The sequence below is a fragment of the Janibacter anophelis NBRC 107843 genome (assembly GCF_001570945.1).
Taxonomy (GTDB): Bacteria; Actinomycetota; Actinomycetes; order Actinomycetales; family Dermatophilaceae; genus Janibacter; species Janibacter anophelis.
In genome coordinates this window covers 1-15,882 of the sequence record NZ_BCSQ01000036.1, presented here as the reverse complement: position 1 = coordinate 15,882, position 15,882 = coordinate 1, and the positions used below count along the sequence as shown (strand labels likewise).

16 protein-coding genes are annotated in these 15,882 nt (G+C 71.9%); 1 reads left to right on the top strand and 15 read right to left on the bottom strand.

Annotation, left to right across the window (positions count from 1 at the left end):
* Positions 1-85 precede the first annotated feature (85 nt).
* The 10 genes from JAN01S_RS10585 to JAN01S_RS10540 form a co-directional block, all read right to left on the bottom strand.
* The gene (locus JAN01S_RS10585) at positions 86-1,225 is read right to left on the bottom strand and encodes a Gfo/Idh/MocA family protein (protein ID WP_244884817.1); all 1,140 of its coding nucleotides are present in this window, start codon (positions 1,223-1,225) and stop codon (positions 86-88) included.
* Positions 1,222-2,133: an ATP-binding cassette domain-containing protein gene (locus tag JAN01S_RS10580; protein ID WP_068317790.1), complete on the bottom strand. Its 912-nt coding sequence runs from the start codon at positions 2,131-2,133 to the stop codon at positions 1,222-1,224. The genes JAN01S_RS10585 and JAN01S_RS10580 overlap by 4 nt, the downstream gene beginning before the upstream one ends.
* On the bottom strand, positions 2,130-3,182 hold the full coding sequence (locus JAN01S_RS10575; RefSeq protein WP_068317787.1) for an ABC transporter permease: 1,053 nt from the start codon (positions 3,180-3,182) through the stop codon (positions 2,130-2,132). The genes JAN01S_RS10580 and JAN01S_RS10575 overlap by 4 nt, the downstream gene beginning before the upstream one ends.
* Positions 3,182-4,165, bottom strand: coding sequence for a sugar ABC transporter substrate-binding protein (locus JAN01S_RS10570; protein WP_068317784.1), 984 nt, complete (start codon positions 4,163-4,165; stop codon positions 3,182-3,184). The genes JAN01S_RS10575 and JAN01S_RS10570 overlap by 1 nt, the downstream gene beginning before the upstream one ends.
* 76 nt (positions 4,166-4,241) lie before the next feature.
* Positions 4,242-6,263 carry a 3D-(3,5/4)-trihydroxycyclohexane-1,2-dione acylhydrolase (decyclizing) gene (iolD, locus tag JAN01S_RS10565; RefSeq protein ID WP_068317781.1) on the bottom strand — a complete coding sequence of 674 codons (2,022 nt, stop codon included), beginning with the start codon at positions 6,261-6,263 and terminating at the stop codon, positions 4,242-4,244.
* Entirely contained in the window at positions 6,260-7,195 is a 936-nt protein-coding gene (gene iolB / locus JAN01S_RS10560; protein ID WP_068317779.1) for a 5-deoxy-glucuronate isomerase, read from the bottom strand. The genes iolD and iolB overlap by 4 nt, the downstream gene beginning before the upstream one ends.
* On the bottom strand, positions 7,192-8,109 hold the full coding sequence (locus JAN01S_RS10555) for a Cgl0159 family (beta/alpha)8-fold protein (protein WP_068317770.1): 918 nt from the start codon (positions 8,107-8,109) through the stop codon (positions 7,192-7,194). The genes iolB and JAN01S_RS10555 overlap by 4 nt, the downstream gene beginning before the upstream one ends.
* Positions 8,106-9,050, bottom strand: coding sequence for a 5-dehydro-2-deoxygluconokinase (iolC, locus tag JAN01S_RS10550; protein ID WP_068317846.1), 945 nt, complete (start codon positions 9,048-9,050; stop codon positions 8,106-8,108). The genes JAN01S_RS10555 and iolC overlap by 4 nt, the downstream gene beginning before the upstream one ends.
* Before the next feature lie 19 nt (positions 9,051-9,069).
* A complete protein-coding gene (locus JAN01S_RS10545; RefSeq protein WP_068317768.1) occupies positions 9,070-10,023 on the bottom strand; it encodes a TIM barrel protein in 954 nt (317 codons plus the stop codon).
* 2 nt (positions 10,024-10,025) lie between these two features.
* Positions 10,026-11,048 carry a Gfo/Idh/MocA family protein gene (locus JAN01S_RS10540; protein WP_068317766.1) on the bottom strand — a complete coding sequence of 341 codons (1,023 nt, stop codon included), beginning with the start codon at positions 11,046-11,048 and terminating at the stop codon, positions 10,026-10,028.
* Positions 11,049-11,192: 144 nt separating this feature from the next.
* Here JAN01S_RS10540 and JAN01S_RS10535 point away from each other — a divergent pair, with 144 nt between their 5' ends.
* Positions 11,193-11,933, top strand: a complete 741-nt coding sequence (locus JAN01S_RS10535; protein ID WP_068317843.1) for a GntR family transcriptional regulator — start codon at positions 11,193-11,195, stop codon at positions 11,931-11,933.
* Between the two features lie 60 nt (positions 11,934-11,993).
* Here JAN01S_RS10535 and JAN01S_RS10530 read toward each other — a convergent pair whose 3' ends face one another.
* From JAN01S_RS10530 to JAN01S_RS10510, 5 genes are all read right to left on the bottom strand, one after another.
* The gene (locus JAN01S_RS10530; protein WP_068317759.1) at positions 11,994-12,752 is read right to left on the bottom strand and encodes a hypothetical protein; all 759 of its coding nucleotides are present in this window, start codon (positions 12,750-12,752) and stop codon (positions 11,994-11,996) included.
* Positions 12,749-13,720, bottom strand: coding sequence for a vWA domain-containing protein (locus JAN01S_RS10525; protein WP_068317751.1), 972 nt, complete (start codon positions 13,718-13,720; stop codon positions 12,749-12,751). Before JAN01S_RS10525 ends, JAN01S_RS10530 begins: the two co-directional genes overlap by 4 nt.
* Complete coding sequence (locus tag JAN01S_RS10520; RefSeq protein ID WP_157075703.1) at positions 13,717-14,703, bottom strand: VWA domain-containing protein; 987 nt, start codon at positions 14,701-14,703, stop codon at positions 13,717-13,719. The genes JAN01S_RS10525 and JAN01S_RS10520 overlap by 4 nt, the downstream gene beginning before the upstream one ends.
* Positions 14,703-15,176, bottom strand: a complete 474-nt coding sequence (locus JAN01S_RS10515; RefSeq protein ID WP_068317745.1) for a hypothetical protein — start codon at positions 15,174-15,176, stop codon at positions 14,703-14,705. The genes JAN01S_RS10520 and JAN01S_RS10515 overlap by 1 nt, the downstream gene beginning before the upstream one ends.
* Positions 15,166-15,882: DUF58 domain-containing protein (locus tag JAN01S_RS10510; RefSeq protein WP_068317742.1), on the bottom strand; the 717-nt coding region annotated here is incomplete at its 5' end. The genes JAN01S_RS10510 and JAN01S_RS10515, both read right to left, overlap by 11 nt.

Here is a 15,882-nt window from a genome sequence, read left to right as displayed (position 1 = left end):
TACTAACAAACTGACTGGCGCATCTCCCCGGGGAGATGCGCATGGGAGCGGGCCCGAGCGCGCATTTCCCCGGGGAAATGCGCGTTCAGTGGGCGTGGGCTGGTGCGGGCACATCGGCGAGGGCCACCTCCACCGGCTGGCCGGAGGCCAGGGACTCCATGCCGGCGGTGCACACGACCGTCGCGGCGTAGCCGTCCCAGGCGGTCGGGCCGATCCGCTCACCCCTCCGGGCGGCGTCGACCCAGGCCTGGACCTCGACGTCGTACGCGCGCTCGAAGCGCGCCCGGTAGTCCGCGACGATCGGTCCGCCCCAGGCGCCGTCGCCACCGTCCGGGTCGGCGACGGTCGTGTAGACCTCGCCCCAGGGTCGGCCGATGATCGCGCTGCCGCTCTCGCCGACGGCCTCGCAGCGCACCTCGTACCCCGTGCGGCTGTTGACGAAGACCTCGTTGGTCACGACCGCCCCGGACGCCATGCGGAAGATCGCGACCTGCGGGTCGATGACCCCTGCGAGCGCGTGCGACGTCGGCGCCGGGCTGATCACCTGGATCGAGGCGATCTCCTCACCGAGCAGCCACCGCGCGCAGTCGACCTCGTGCACGAGCGAGTCGCGCACGATCATCTCGGAGCGGAAGTCCGGGTTGGGCACGCTCTTGTTGCGGTGGGTCTGGTGCAGCAGCAGCGCCCGCCCCATCCCGCCGCCGTCGAGCAGCGACTTCAGCCGGACGTACTCCGGGTCGAACCGGCGCATGAAGCCCACCTGCACGAGCGCCCGGCCGGCAGCGCGCTCGGCCTCGACGACCCGCAGCGAGGACTCGCTGTCCATCGTCAGCGGCTTCTCGCAGAGCACCGGCAGACCGCGCTCGATGCAGGCGAGCAGCTGCTCCTCGTGGACCGAGCCCGGCGAGGCGAGCAGGACCGCGTCGACGTCGTCGGAGGCGATGAGCTCGAGCGGGTCGGCGTGCACGGTGACCCCGCCGAGCTCCTCGGCGAGCGCCCGGGCCCGGTCACCGTCGGGGTCGGCGATCGCGGTGAGCGTCGCGCCGGCGATGCGCCGGGCCAGCCGGTGCGCGTGGTCGGCGCCCATGAGGCCGACGCCGACGACACCGACCCGGAGCGACCCTTCGAGGCTCGTTCCTCGCACCTCAGGGAGCGCGAGGCTCGTTCCTCGCACCTCAGGGAGCGCGAGGCTCGTTCCTCGCACCTCAGGAACCGGGGAGGTCACCGATCTCCCTTCGTCATCGCCTCGTCGTCCGCGGACCCGTCGCGCACCCTGGGCTTGCCCGGCCCCGCCAGCTCGGCCTCGGGGTTGGCCGGGTCGACGGTCTTGCCGGGGTCGACGCCACCGAGCTCGTGCTGCAGGTCCGACAGCTCCTGGCCGCCGGCCATCTCCGCGGTCAGCTGGTCGAGGGTCAGCTCGTCGCGGTGCGCGTCGAGGGTGAGCCGGCCGAGCTTGAGGATGATGAAGTGGTTGCCGACGAGGTAGGCGTGGTGCGGGTTGTGGGTGATGAAGACGACGCCGAGGCCCGCGTCGCGCGCCTTGGCGATGTACTTCAGGACCACGCCCGACTGCTTGACGCCCAGGGCGGCCGTCGGCTCGTCGAGGATGATCACCTTGGCGCCGAAGTAGATGGCGCGGGCGATGGCGATGCACTGCTTCTGGCCACCGGACAGGCCCCCGACCGGACGATCGAGGTCACCGATCTGGATGCCCATCTTCTGCAGCTCCTCGTCGGCGATGGCCTTCATCCGCCGCGAGTCGAGGAAGAGACCCTTGCGGATCTCGTTGCCCATGAAGAAGTTGCGCCACACCGACATCAGCGGCGCGAGCGCGAGGTCCTGGTAGACCGTCGCGATGCCGAGCGCCTGCGCGGCCCGCGGCGACGCGAGGTTGCGCCGGACACCGTTGACCTCGAAGGTGCCGGAGGTGTGCTCGTGCAGCCCGGCCATGATCTTGATGAGCGTCGACTTGCCGGCACCGTTGTCGCCCAGCACGCAGGTGACCTCGCCGGGGTAGACCTCGAGGTTCACCCCGCGGAGGGCGTCGACGTTGCCGTAGGACTTGCCGACGTCCTGCATGACGACGAGCGGCGTGACGTCCGCCGGCCGGCGGTGGAGGGTCTCGGTGCTCATTGCGCGTCCGCCTTCTTCTTGACGTACAGGTTGACCAGGGTCGCGAGCAGGAGCATCACGCCGAGGAAGGTGTAGAACCAGTCGACGTTCCAGCCCGCGTAGTTGATGCCCATGCGGGTCATGCCGAAGATCAGCGCACCGAGGGCGCCACCGACGACCGAGCCGTAGCCACCGGTGAGCAGGCAGCCCCCGACGACCGCGGCGATGATGTAGATGAACTCGTTGCCGACACCCTCACCGGACTGCATGACGGAGTAGTCGAAGAGCAGGTGCATGCCGAGCATCCACGCGCAGAACCCGACGGTGACGAAGAGGCCGATCTTCACCGCCTTGACCGGGACACCGACGGCGCGAGCGGCGTCGGCGTCACCACCGACGGCGTAGATCCAGTTGCCGACCCGCGTGCGGGTGAGCACGAGGGCACCGATGGCGGCCAGGACGAGCCAGTAGACGACGAGCGCCTTGATCCGGATCGGCCCGAGCGAGGCCTCCCAGGCGAAGACCATCTCCGCCGAGGCGAAGCCGTCCATGTCGGTGATCGTCGGGGTCGAGACCGTCCCGCCGACGAGGCGTGTCACCGCCAGGTTGGCGCCCTGGAGGACGAAGAAGGTCCCGAGTGTCACGAGGAAGCTCGGCAACCCCGTGCGCATGAGCAGCCACCCGTTGAACGCACCGATCGCGAGCGAGAGGACGAGCGCGGCGAGCACGCCGATCCAGACGTTGAGCCCGAAGTTCCACGCCGTGAGGGCCGCGGTGATCCCGGACGTCGTCGCGGCGACACCGGTCGAGAGGTCGAACTCGCCGCCCACCATGAGCAGCGAGACCCCGACCGCCATGATGCCGATCGACGCTGCCGCGTACAGGATCGTGCCGGTGTTGGCGAGTGAGCGGAAGGAGGGCGCGACGGCGAGGAAGAGCGCGGCGACGGCGAGGGCACCGATGAGCGCGCCGATCCCGGGCCGTGCGAAGAGCACGCCCACCTTCCCCTTCGCGACCACCCGGTCGTCGGTCTCTCCGGCCGGTCGGGCCGTGGCGGTCGGGGTCGTCATCACTTCGCCTGCTGCTCGAGGAGGATGTCGACGTTGGCGTCGTCGATGAAGGCCGGGCCGGTGTAGACGGGCTCGCCACCACCGGTGGAGGCGCCCTTCTGCACCCGCAGCCACAGCGAGTCGACGGCCATGTAGCCCTGGACGTACGGCTGCTGGTCGACGGCCCACTCGATCTTGCCGTCCTTGATCGCCTGCAGCGCCTCGTCGTTGAGGTCGAAGGTCGCGAGCTTCGCCTCGCTGCCGGCCTCCTCGATGGACTTCGTCGCGATCATCGCCATCGGCGCACCGAGGGTGATGACGTTGGTGATGTCCTTGTCCTGCTGCAGCTTCGCCGTGATGGTCGACTGCACGTTGGCGCTGTCGGTGCCCTTGACGTAGACCTTCTCGGTGCCCTTGAACTTGTTGGCGACACCCTTGCAGCGGGCCTCGAGACCGACGTGCCCCTGCTCGTGGATGACGCACAGGACCTTGCCGGCCTTCTCGTCGGTGAACCGGTCACCGGCGGCCTCGCCGGCGAGCGTCTCGTCCTGACCGAAGAAGGACAGCACGCCCATGTCCTTCCACGCGTCCGCACCGGCGTTGAGCGCGACGACGGGGATGTCGGCCTCGACGGCCTTGACGACGTTGTCCTCCATCGCGTCGGGCTTGGCGAGCGTGACGGCGATGCCGTCGACCTTCTTGTCGACGGCCTGCTGCACGAGCGTGGACTGGCGGGCGCCGTCGGGGTCGGCGGTGTATTCGAGCTTGACGTTGTCCTTCTTGGCGGCGTCCTCGGCACCGGCGCGGACCTGGTCCCAGAAGGTGTCGCCGGGCGCGGCGTGGGTGACGAGGGCGACGGTCATCTCGGGGGTGCCGGCGCCACCACCGGAGGCGCCGTCGCCCCCTTCGTCCTCCTGCTTGCCGCCGGAGGAGGAGCACGCCGCGAGGGCGAGCGCAGCCACGGCCGAGGTCGCGACGGCGCTGACGCGGGAGATTCGGGACATGGTTCGTGCCTTTCTCGGGTCCCCCGCGTCGTTGCGGGGGGAGGGGGTCGCGGTGCCCGGGCGGGCACCGCTGTCTTCAGTTGTGAGTCTGGTCGTTCTGGTCCTGCGTGGGCAGCAGATCCGCCGGGGCGAGATGCGTTCGTTGTGCTGCCTTGTGCCGCTCGTACTCCGCCCGCGCACCACGGGTGCTCTCGAGCTCGCTCACCTCGCCCACCGGCACGTCCCACCAGCTGGCGGAGTCGGGTCCGTGCACGAGGGGGTCGGTCTCGACGTGGATGACGACCGGGCCGCCGTCGGCCGGTGCCGCCTTGGCCTCGGCGATCGCCGCCTCGAGCCCGGCGCGGTCGTGCACCTCGATGACGTGGCAGCCGAGCGAGCGGGCATTGGCCGCCAGGTCGACCGGCAGGACGTCGCCATCGAGCCGGCCGGTCGCCTCGTTGCGCGCGCGGTAGGCCGTACCGAAGCGCTGGCTGCCCAACGACTGCGACAGCGAGCCGATCGAGTGGAAGCCGTGGTTCTGCACGAGCACGACGATGACCTTGGTCCGCTCCTGGACGGCCGTGACGAGCTCGGTCGGCATCATCAGGTAGCCCCCGTCGCCGACCATCGCGAAGACGTCGCGAGTCGGGTCGGCCCAGCGGATCCCGATCGCGGCGGGCACCTCGTAGCCCATGCAGGAGTATCCGTACTCGACGTGGTAGCCGCGCCGGTCGCGCACCCGCCACGACTTGTGCAGGTCGCCGGGCATCGAGCCGGCCGCGCAGAGCAGCACGTCACGCGGGTCGCTGAGCTCGTTGACGAGTCCGAGGACGGCACCCTGGGTGAGCAGGCCGTCGGCGAGCGCGTCGGTGACCTCGGACGAAGGGTGGTGCGCCGCCTCGACCTGCGCGTCCCAGTCCGCCCACAGGCGGGCCTGCTCGTCGCGGTAGTCGTCGTCGACGGACCACCCCTCGAGCGCCTCGGTGAGCGCGGTCAGTCCCTCGCGGGCATCGCCCACGACGGTCAGGCCGGAGTGCTTCACCGCGTCGAAGGGGGCGATGTTGAGGTTGACGAAGCGCACCCCTTCGGCCGCGAAGGCCGTGCGGGAGGCGGTCGTGAAGTCCTGGTAGCGGGTGCCGACACCGATGACGACATCCGCCTGTGCCGCAACGGCATTGGCCGCGGTCGTGCCCGTGGAGCCGACGGCGCCCAGCAGCTGCGGGTGACCATGCAGGAGCGAGCCCTTGCCGGACTGGGTCTCCCCGACGGGGATGCCGGTGGCCGTGCACAGCGCCGCGAGCGCGTCCTCGGCCTGCGCGTGGTGGACCCCACCGCCGGCGACGATCATCGGCCGTCGCGCCGAGCGGATGATCTCGGCGGCCTGCGCGATGCGGGCCGGCTCGGCCGGCGGACGGGCGACGTGGTGGACCCGCTCGGCGAAGAGCTCGACCGGCCAGTCGTGGGCCTCGGCCTGCACGTCCTGCGGCAGCGAGATCGTCACCGCACCGGTCTCGACCGGATCGGTGAGCACCCGCATCGCCGAGAGCAGGATGCTCGGCAGCTGCTCGGGCCGGCGCACCTCGTCGTAGAAGCGCGAGAGCGGGCGGAAGGCGTCGTTGACCGTGAGGTCCCCGCCGTGCGGCTGCTCGAGCTCCTGCAGCAGGGGCCCGGCGGCACGCGTGGCGAAGGTCGAGCTCGGCAGCAGCAGCACGGGCAGCCGGTTGATCGTCGCGAGCGCGGCACCCGTGAGCATGTTGGTGCTGCCCGGACCGACGGAGGCGGTGCACGCCCACGTGGTGAGCCGGTCGCGCTGCCGGGCGTAGGCGACCGCGGTGTGCACCATCGCCTGCTCGTTGCGCGCGAGGACGTAGGGCAGGTCGGCGCCGTCGGGCCCGGCCGCGAGCTCCTCCTGCAGCAGCGCCTGCCCGACGCCCGCGACATTGCCGTGGCCGAAGATGCCGAGCACCCCGGCGAAGAGCCGCTGCCGCTGCCCGTCGCGCTCGCTCCACTGCGCGCCCAGGAAGCGCACCAGCGCCTGGGCCGTCGTCAGCCGCACGGTCCCATGTTGGTCGAGGTGCGAGGCCGCCCGCGGCCGAGCCTCGAGACCACCGTTACTCATGCCTGCCCCTCCCAGGTCTCCCGGATCGCCCCGTGCGCGGGGTCGTCACAGATCAACCAGACCCGCTCCGGCCCCGGGCCGGCCATCACGTTGAGGTAGTACAGGTCGGCGTCGGGCGCGGCCATCGCCGGGCCGTGCCACCCGTGCGGCACGAGCACGGTGTCACCGGTCGCGACCTCGACGAGCACGTCGATGTCGCGCCCCTCGGCGCCGTAGACCTGCTGGTACCCCACCGGTTGACGGCCGTCGTCGCGGTCGGTGCCGCGCGTGAGCGGCGGGCGGCCGGCCTCGGCGTCCCCGACCGACTGGGTCTCGAAGTAGTAGATCTCCTCGAGCTCGCTCTCCTGCCCGGGCCGGTCGGTGTCGTGCTTGTGCGGCGGGTAGGAGGACCAGCCCCCGGCGGGGGTGATGACCTCGCACGCGAGGATCTGCTCGGCGCCGGGCAGGGTGTCGGGCATGCCGAACCCGCGCACCTCGCGGCGGCACGTGCCGGCCCCGCGCTGCTCGACGGGCACTCGGTCGGCGGGGACGACGACGACCTCACGGCCCCCACCGGTCGGGTCGTCGACGCGGGCACCGCACAGCGCGACCCGCGCGTCGGCGTCGCCGTGGTTGGTCAGCACGAGCCGGCTCCCGGCGGGTGCGTAGAGCGTGTCGCTCGGCCCGGCGAAGACACTGGTCCGCCCGGCGAGCACGTGCTCGTGGTCGTCCACGGCCACCGTCGTGCCGCCCGTCAGCGGCACGACGATGGCCTCCTCCCCGGAGAGCGTGTGCGTCACCGAGGACCCCGGTCGCAGGACCGCGACGCGCAGCGACGTGTGCTGCCAGCCCTCGACGGCGTCGGTGATCTCGACGGCCCAGGTCCCTCCCTTCGGCGCGAAGGGGTGGAACCATCGCGCGTTGTCCGCGCCGGTGCGCGGGGTGTGGTTCATGCCCCGCCTCCGTGGACGAGGCCGGCGGCGATGTCGACCGCCGCGGCGACGTCGCCGTCGGGCGGGTAGAGCAGCGCCCGTCCGACGACGAGTCCGCGCACCTGCGGGATCGCGAGCGATCGCCCCCACGAGGCGTAGGTGTCGCGCGGGTCGCCCTGCGGGTCACCGCCGAGCAGGAGCGAAGGGAGGGTCGTCGCGTCCATGACCCGCTCCAGGTCGTCGACGACGGGCAGCTTGAGCCACGTGTACGCACTCGTCGCGCCGAGCCCGGAGGCGACGGTGATCGAGCGGATCGTCGAGTCCGGGTCGAGCAGGTTGACCACCTTGCCGTCGCGGCGGGTGGACCAGAAGGGCTCGACCATCGCCATCGTCCCGTGGGCGGCGAGCTCGGTGACCGCGCGGGCGCTCGCCTCGAGGGTCGCCGCGCTCGCCGGGTCCTGCAGGTCGATGCGGGTGAGCATCTTGCCGCCGTCGATGCCGCGGGCGACGATCTCGGCGGCGGTGTGCCCGGTGAAGCGGTCGTCGAGCTCGAAGGAGGCCCCCTGCAGCCCACCTCGGTTCATCGAACCGATCGCCACCTTGTCCTCGAGCGCGCCCATGAGCAGCAGGTCGTCGAGGACGTCGGGCGTGCCGAGCACGCCGTCGACGCCGGGCCGCGACAGGGCCGTCGCGAGCCGGCGCAGCAGGTCCGCGCGCGAGGCCATCGCGGTCGCGTCACCGCGCACCCCGAGCGCGCCGCGCGCCGGGTGGTCGGCGGCGACGAGCAGCATCCGTCCGTCCGCCCCCAGCAGCGGACGGCGGGCGCGTGCGGCCCACGATCGGGCGATCGCACCGGGGTCGGTCGCCCGCAGCGTGGTCAGTCCGGCGAAGTCGAGCGCCGCGACACCCCGGGTGGTGGGCTCGGTCGTGCTCATGCGCGCGCTCCCTTCGTCGCCCAGCGGGCCAGGCCGTCCTCAACCTCACCGGCCGTGGGCATCGCGGTGCTGCACTCGAGCCGGGAGGCGACGATCGCCCCAGCGACATTGGCGAACTCGAGGATCCGCCGCAGGTCCCAGCCCTCGAGGAGGCCGTGGACGAGCGCGCCGCCGAAGGCGTCCCCGGCGCCCAGGCCGTTGACGACCTCGACGAGGTACGGCGGGACCTCGACGCGCTCGTCCGCGGTGGCGGCGAGCACCCCCTTCGGCCCCTGCTTGACGACCGCCAGCTCGAGTCCGCGCTCGAGGAGCGCGTCGGCCGCCCGCTGCGGATCGGTCTCGCCGACGGCGACCTCGCACTCCTCGCGGTTGCCGACGGCGATGGTCACGTGCTCGAGCGCCCGGCCGACCTCGGCGCTCGCCTCGGAGGGATCGGCCCAGAACATCGGCCGGTAGTCGAGGTCGAGCACCGTGTGCTCGGCCCGGCCACGGGCGGCGAAGGCGGTGTGGTGCGCCGCGCGTGAGGGCTCGGCGCACAGGCCGGTCACCGTGGTCCAGAAGACCCGCGCGGAGCGGATCTGCTCGAGCGGCAGGTCGGCGTCGGTGAGCATGAGGTCGGGCGCGGTGGGCCAGCGGTAGAAGTACAGCGGGAAGTCGTCCGGCGGGTGCACCTCGCAGAAGGTCACCGGCGTGGGCGGTCCCTCCCCCTCGATCGGGGTGATGAACTCGCCTGCGACGCCGAGCCGCTGCGCCTCCGCCCGCACGTAGCGGCCGAAGGCGTCGGCCCCGGTCTTGGTGACGAGCACCGCGGCCCGGCCGTACCTCGCGGCCGCGACGGCGACATTGGTCGCCGAGCCGCCGAGGAACTTCTCGAAGGTGCGCACCTCCTCCAGCGGCACCCCGTGGTCGAGGGGGTAGATGTCCACCCCGGTCCGGCCCATCGTGATGAGGTCGTACACGTCACTCACGCCCCTCGCTGGTTGAGGTGCGAGGGCCCCCGGGCCCGAGCCTCGAGGCCACGCCCACCAGGTGCGCCACCGACGCCCGGACGTCGGCGACGGGGTCACCGGCCCCCTTCGCCGTGGCGGGGTCCGCCGGGTCGCCGGCGAGGATCGTGTCCTGCTCCAGGACGTACCAGCCCTGGTAGCCGGCGCCCTCGAGCGACCGGACGATGGCCGCGACGTCGACGTCCCCCGCGCCGAGCGCGACGTACATGCCCGCGGCGACCGCCTCGGTGTAGCTGGCCGAGCCGTCCTGCACCTTGCGCGCCCAGGCGAGGTCGACGTCCTTGAGGTGCATGTGGGCGATCCGCTCCGGGTGCTCCTGCGCGACCCGCACGGGGTCGCCACCGCCGATGAGCAGGTGACCGGTGTCGAGGCAGAGTCCGATGCGCGAGCCGGCGAGCACCCGGTCGGTCTCCTCACCGCTCTCGACCATGGTGCCCACGTGGGGGTGGAGCGTGGCCGTGAGGCCTTGTGCCGCAGCGGCATCGGCGATCCGGTCGAGGTTCGCCAGGAGGGTCGCCCAGCCCGCGTCGTCGAGCTCGGGTCGGGCGTCGTAGCCCTCGGCGCCGGTGGCCGCGGCGATGACGACGGTCGTCGCGTGCGCGGCGACGAGCCCGGCCATCGCGGCCTCGACGACGGGAAGGGGGTCGACCCCCGGGTCGTGCAGCACGACGGGGACGAACTGGCCGACCGCGGCCAGGCCGTACTCGGCGAGGGTCGCCGCCTTGGCCTGCGGGTCGTCGGGCAGGAACCCGTCGGGGCCGAACTCCGTCGCCGCGATGCCGAGATCGCGCATCTGGGTCAGGACGGTCGGCGGCTGGTGCTGCCAGCCCCAGCCGGGGACCTCGCACACGCCCCACGAGATGGGGGCGGCGGCGATCCGCTCGGCGAGCGGGGTGCGGTCGGCCATGGTCACAGTCCTTCGATCTCGGTCAGGGCGACGGGGCGGCGCTGCGCGCGGGAGAGCTCGCAGGCCTCGGCGGTGCGGAAGGCCTCGAGGGCGTCGGCGATCGTGCACGGGCTGGGCGCCCGGCCCGCCGCGACCTCGAAGAAGGCGGTCAGCTCCGCCCGGTAGGCGGGCAGGAAGCGCTCCATGAAGGACCACCGCTGCGGGCCGCGCGGGAAGTCGACGTCCGGCTCGGCGCTCGTCATGGCGAGCGAGTGGTCGAGCCCGGCGGTGATCGTGCCGCGCTCCCCCATGACCTCCATGCGCACGTCGTGGCCGCCGCCGTTGTACCGGGTCGTCGACATGAGCACGAGCGTGTCGTCATCGAGGGTGAGGACCGCGGCGCCGGTGTCGACGTCACCGCCCTCGGTGAAGAAGTCGGCCCCCTTGTTGGCGCCCACCGCGTAGACCGAGGCGATCTCGCGGCCGGTGACGAAGCGGATCGCGTCGAAGTCGTGCACCCCGCAGTCGCGGAAGATCCCCCCGGAGGTCGGGATGAACTCGGCCGGCGGGGGAGCCTGGTCGTGCGTGTTGGCCCGGATCGTGTGCACGAAGCCCAGCTCGCCCGAGGCCACGGCCTCGCGGACCCGGCGGAAACCGACGTCGAAGCGCCGCTGGTGACCGATGTGGACCGGGGTCTCGCTCTCGGACTCCAGCCGGGCCAGCTCGATCGTCTCGGCCAGGGAGCCGGCGACGGGCTTCTCGCAAAAGGTGGGGACGCCCCCTTCGATCCCACGGCGGATCCACTCGGCGTGGCCGTTGGTCGCGGTGGCGACGACGAGACCGTCGAGGCCTGCGGCCAGCAGCTCCTCCGGTCGCACGACCTCGACCCGTGCCTGCGGGTGGCCCGCGCGCAGCCGGGCGGCGACCTCATCACCGACGCCCTCGCGCGCGTCGGTGATGACGAGGGTGTCGACGGCCGGCAGACCGCTCAGGGTCTCGGCGTGGAAGGCGCCGATCCGGCCGAGGCCGACGAGTCCGATCCGCATCAGCGGGACGCTCCTTTGCGTGGGCGGCGCCGGGTGGCGCGAGGTGATGCGGGACACTCTGGCCCAGCCCAAGGGCCATGTCAATACTTTGTTAGGACATATGCACGTATGCCTGTCCGGTGGTCTGCGCGTATGCTCCCCGACATGTCAGCGCTGCAGCTCGACGTGGTCATCGACCGCGAGTCACCGGTGCCCCTGTACCACCAGCTCGCCGAGCAGCTGACCGCCGCGATCGACGACGGCCGACTGCAGCCGGGGGACCCCTTCGAGAACGAGATCGCCCTCGCCGGACGGCTCTCCCTCTCCCGCCCCACCGTGCGCCGGGCCATCCAGGAGATGGTCGACCAGGGGCTGCTCGTGCGCCGCCGCGGACGCGGCACGACCGTCGCCAACCGCAAGGTGCACCGCAAGGCCCGGCTGTCCTCGCTCTTCGACGACCTCGAGGCCGAGGGTCGTGAGCCCCGGACCGAGGTCATCGAGATGGGCCCGGCCACGGACGACCGGGCCGCGGCCGCTCTCGACCTCGAGCCCGACACGGAGATGCTCTCCCTGGTGCGGGTGCGCTGGGCCGGCGACCAACCCCTGGCGATCATGCACAACTGGCTGCCCCCGGCCCACGCCGACATCAGCCGCGAGGAGCTGCAGGAGCAGGGGCTCTACGCGCTGCTGCGCCGCCGCGGGGTCAAGCCGGTCGTCGCCCGGCAGTCGATCGGCGCCCGCATGCCGACCGCCGCGGAGCGCCGCGCGCTCGACCTGCGCTCGGGGCAGCCGGTGCTCACGATGACCCGGATGGCCTTCGACGCCGCGGGCGCGGCCATCGAGTTCGGCGACCACGCCTACTGCGCGTCGGACTACACGATCGACCTCATGCTCGACGAGCGCTGACCGGGGCCGCGCCCCCCTTCGTCCACGACGCGCATCCGCCCGGGCGGGTGCGCGAACGGGTCACCAGGGCTTGTCGACGCCGCCCCCGCCGCCCTTCTCCTCGCCCTCTTCCTCGCGACGGTTGGCCTCGGACTCCTGCTGGCCGTTCTGGTTGCGCTCCTCGAGCTCCTTCTGCTTGGGGTCCTTCTCCTCCTCCTCGCCGTCGGAGCCCTCCTCCTTCTTGTCGTCGTCCTCATCGGGGTCCTTGGGCTCCTCATCGGGCTCGCCCTGGCCGGTCTGCTCCTCGAGCTTGTCCTTCTGCTCCTGCTGCTTACGGCCGGCCTCACCCTCGTTGCCGTCGTCGGAGCCATCGAGGCAACCCTCCGGACCCTCCTCGATGAGCTTGAGGGCCTCCTCGGCGAGCTGCTTCTCCTTGGCCTCGTCGCCGGCCTCCTTGGCCTTGTCGGACTGCTGGGAGATGTTGATGACAAGGTTGGTGCGCACGGTGCAGTCGTCCTGCGGGTTGTCGGTCCGCTCCAGCGCGGTATCGAGGTCGGTCCGGCCGCCCTCGAGGTCACCGGAGACCGACTTGCCCGTGCCCTCGACGAAGGGAGCGCGCCACCGCTCGACGATGTTGAGGATGTGCAGCTTGTCGGCCGCGCTCACCATGCCCGCGCCGTCGTCGCCGCCGTGGGCCTCCTGGGCGTCGCCCATGTGGATCGGCAGCGTCAGCAGCCGGGCGGCGAGCACGAGCAGGAGGATCGCGGGCAGCACGGTGCCCCAGATCAGCCGGCGGCGGCGCCGCAGGCGCGGCTCGAGGGGAGGCTTGAGCGAGTTCACGGGTCCACCCTTCGCAGTCGGCCGATCTCACGTGTGGTGACGAAGAGGTCGACGAGCAGCAGCGCCGACATCAGCACCGCGAAGATCCACACGAGCGAGGTGTACGTCTCGATCGAGGCGCCCGCGCCCTCGACCGTTGTGCCGGGGTCGGCCTCCTCGAGGGCGGGCGAGATGTCACCGCCCGCACGGTGCACGTACGGCACCCCGAGCTGGTCGGCGATCGACTCGAGCTGCTCCTCGTCGATCTTGCTCACGCCGGGGTTGCCGGAGGCGTCGGTGACGTCCTCCCCGGTGCTGCCGTCGGCGTTGGTCTTGGCCATCCGGCCACCCGCCTCGGTGCCGTAGCCGAGGACCGCACCCCCGTCGACGAGTCCGTCGACCTCGAAGGCGGCGGGCTCGTCGGAGGAGGTCTGCTCGCCGTCGCCGAGGTAGAACACGACGCGGGAGTGCTCCGGCTGGCGCTCCTTGGCCCCCTCGAGGGTGAGCTTGAGCCGCTCCTGAGCCACGGTGACCGAGGAGCCGCCGGAGTACTGGCTGTCCTCGGCGCGCAGGTTCTCCGTCGCCGTCTTGAGGGCCTGGGTGTCGGTCGTCAGGGGCATGACGACCCGGGCGGTGTAGTCGAAGGTGATGATCGAGAACCGGGCCCCGGGCATCTGCTCCTGGATCGCGGCGATGTCCTCGCGGTAGCCCTCGAGGCGGGTGCGCCCCTCCTCGTGGTCACGGGCCATCGACGAGGTCGTCGTGTCGACGACGAAGAAGACGTTGACATTGGACGCAGCCTGCCGCGCGATGGCGCCGTCGACCGCCGGGCCGAGGAGCGCGACGACCATGAGCAGGCTCGTCACGAGGCGCAGGACCCACCGCACCCGGTGCCGGGAGTCGGCGACGACGCGCCAGCCGGTGAAGCCGAGCAGGAGCAGACCCGCGAGCACGACGAGGGGCCAGGGGATGACGGGGTGCCAGCTCATCGGCGCCACCACCAGAGCACGGGGTAGAGCGCCACGAGCCCCAGCAGGCCCAGGCTCAGCCAGATCGTCGGCAGGTCGGTGCGCACGTGCACGGGCGCGACATCGGGCAGGCGTGCGGCCTCGAGCTTTTCGATGTTGCTCGTCACCTCGTCGGTCGCGCCCGGCTGGTCAAGACCCCAGGTCCGGCCGCCGGTCTCCTCGGTCGCCGCCGACAGCTCCGAGTGGTGGGAGCCGTAGGGCATCGGGTTGAGCCCGTAGACGCGGATCTTGCGCTCCTTGGCCAGCTCGGTCGCCTCCGAGAGGGTGTAGACGCCCGAGCCGTGCACCTCGTTGTCGGTGCCGAGGATGATCGCGCGCGGTCGTTCCTGGTCGACGTGGTCGAAGTTGAAGACGCAGCTGGCCAGGCCGTCACCCACCTGCGAGCTCGCGTAGATCCGCTCGTTGAAGGTGCCGTCGGTCGGGTCGTACTGGCCGCCGCCGAAAATGCTGAACCCCTCCGCGTAGCCCGTCAGTTGCTCCTCGACGAGCGTGTAGTCGTCGGTGAGGGGGAAGGCGGTGACCGCCTGGTTGTTCCACAGCACCAGCCCGATCCGCTCACCGCGGAAGTTCTTGACGATCTCGGCGAAGTCCTCGAGCACCGCCTTGTCCGTGCGGTACATCGAGCCGGACACGTCGAGGCAGAGCATGATGTCGCGGTTGTTCTTCTCCGGGTCGATCGTCTCGGTCGTGCCCGGCCGGCCGGCGGCGACAGCCAGCGGCAACACGGTGAACCCGATGATCGCGCCGATGCCGAGCAGCCGCACCCGCTGTCGGGACAGGGCCGCGCGGTAGGCGGGCAGTTGGGTCAGTCGCCGGCTGTGCGCGACGAGCACGGCGTCCGGGGCGGTGCGCTCCCGTCCGGCGGCCCACCAGCCGATGCCGCCGACGACGAGCACGGCGAGCAGGACGACGAGGGTGAGCCACCACCAGGTCAGTCCACCCATCACGACCACCCTCCGACGACCTCGCGTGCCGCGGCAGTGGACTTCGGGAAGGACGCGGCGTCGGTCTCCGCGGCCCCGAACTGCTGCGGGTAGTACTGCTCGATGAGCGCCGCAAGGTGGGCCGGACCGCGCTCGCGCAGGTCGCTGGCGGTCATCGTCTCGGCCTTGAGCCCACTGGACCTGCTGACGAACCCGCGTACCGTCTTGGACAGCTCGTGGTGGCCTCGGCGGGCGGGCATCTTGCCCGAGCCGACTGCCTTGTCGACCTCGTCGATGCGCCGCAGCGCGTCACGGCGCAGCTTGGCCAGGGCGGCCGGTGGCAGCGTGCCGTGGCCGTCCTCTGGCTCGGGTCGGCGGGTGAGCATCCAGATCGCGACGGCCCAGATGATCAGCCCGAAGACGATGAAGGCGCCCAGGACCGGCCACGTGATCGAGTAGTCCTGTGGGGCGAGGTAGATCGGGTCAGCGTCCACGGCGCCTCTTCTCCAGCATCCGCACGATCATGGGGACGACCTCGTCGGTGTGGCCCGCGCGGGCGGACGAGACGTCGGTGCGGCGCAGCATGGTCTCGACGTCGGCCCGTCGCGTCGACTCGGAGCGGCCGAACTCCTCGGCGAGCTGACGGTCGGCGGCGAGCAGGTCGGGCAGGGTCCGGTCGGAGGAGACGTCGCGCACGAGCGTCTCGGGCGCCAGGCCGAGCGGGTCGAGGTCTGCGACGTCGACCCACAGCACCTCGTGGCGCAGCCGCAGCGTGCGCAGCGTGTCCTCGACGAGTGCGGGCTCGACGCCGTCGTCGGCGATGACGAGCAGCACCTTGCGCCCGCGGACGTTGCGGCTGACGTGCCGCAGCAGTCCCGGCAGGTCCGAAGGGGGTGAGTCGGGTTGGGAGAGGGCCAGCGCCTCCTGGAGGAGCAGCTCGAGATGGCCCTCCGAGCTGCGCGCCCGGGTCGCGTGGATGCGCCCGGGGCCACCGCTGATCATCGACACGTCGTCACCGTGGCGCACGGCGAGCCAGCCGAGGACCCCGGCGGCGAGCACCGCGACGTCCCGCTTGGGCTCCCCGCCCGCAGCGGTCGCCGCCATCTCCCGACCGGCGGGCATGACGATGACGAGCGAGAAGTGGCGCTCGGCCACGTAGCGCTTGATGAGCATCGAGCCGTGGCGGGCCGACGCCCGCCA

Excerpts from the sequence above, each read along its gene's own strand:
- JAN01S_RS10580 (WP_068317790.1), bottom strand. The coding sequence starts at position 2,133 with ATGAGCACCGAGACCCTCCACCGCCGGCCGGCGGACGTCACGCCGCTC.
- JAN01S_RS10575 (WP_068317787.1), bottom strand. The coding sequence starts at position 3,182 with ATGACGACCCCGACCGCCACGGCCCGACCGGCCGGAGAGACCGACGAC.
- JAN01S_RS10570 (WP_068317784.1), bottom strand. The coding sequence starts at position 4,165 with ATGTCCCGAATCTCCCGCGTCAGCGCCGTCGCGACCTCGGCCGTGGCT.
- iolD (WP_068317781.1), bottom strand. The coding sequence starts at position 6,263 with ATGAGTAACGGTGGTCTCGAGGCTCGGCCGCGGGCGGCCTCGCACCTC.
- iolB (WP_068317779.1), bottom strand. The coding sequence starts at position 7,195 with ATGAACCACACCCCGCGCACCGGCGCGGACAACGCGCGATGGTTCCAC.
- JAN01S_RS10555 (WP_068317770.1), bottom strand. The coding sequence starts at position 8,109 with ATGAGCACGACCGAGCCCACCACCCGGGGTGTCGCGGCGCTCGACTTC.
- iolC (WP_068317846.1), bottom strand. The coding sequence starts at position 9,050 with ATGGGCCGGACCGGGGTGGACATCTACCCCCTCGACCACGGGGTGCCG.
- JAN01S_RS10545 (WP_068317768.1), bottom strand. The coding sequence starts at position 10,023 with ATGGCCGACCGCACCCCGCTCGCCGAGCGGATCGCCGCCGCCCCCATC.
- JAN01S_RS10540 (WP_068317766.1), bottom strand. The coding sequence starts at position 11,048 with ATGCGGATCGGACTCGTCGGCCTCGGCCGGATCGGCGCCTTCCACGCC.
- JAN01S_RS10535 (WP_068317843.1), top strand. The coding sequence starts at position 11,193 with ATGTCAGCGCTGCAGCTCGACGTGGTCATCGACCGCGAGTCACCGGTG.
- JAN01S_RS10525 (WP_068317751.1), bottom strand. The coding sequence starts at position 13,720 with ATGAGCTGGCACCCCGTCATCCCCTGGCCCCTCGTCGTGCTCGCGGGT.
- JAN01S_RS10520 (WP_157075703.1), bottom strand. The coding sequence starts at position 14,703 with ATGGGTGGACTGACCTGGTGGTGGCTCACCCTCGTCGTCCTGCTCGCC.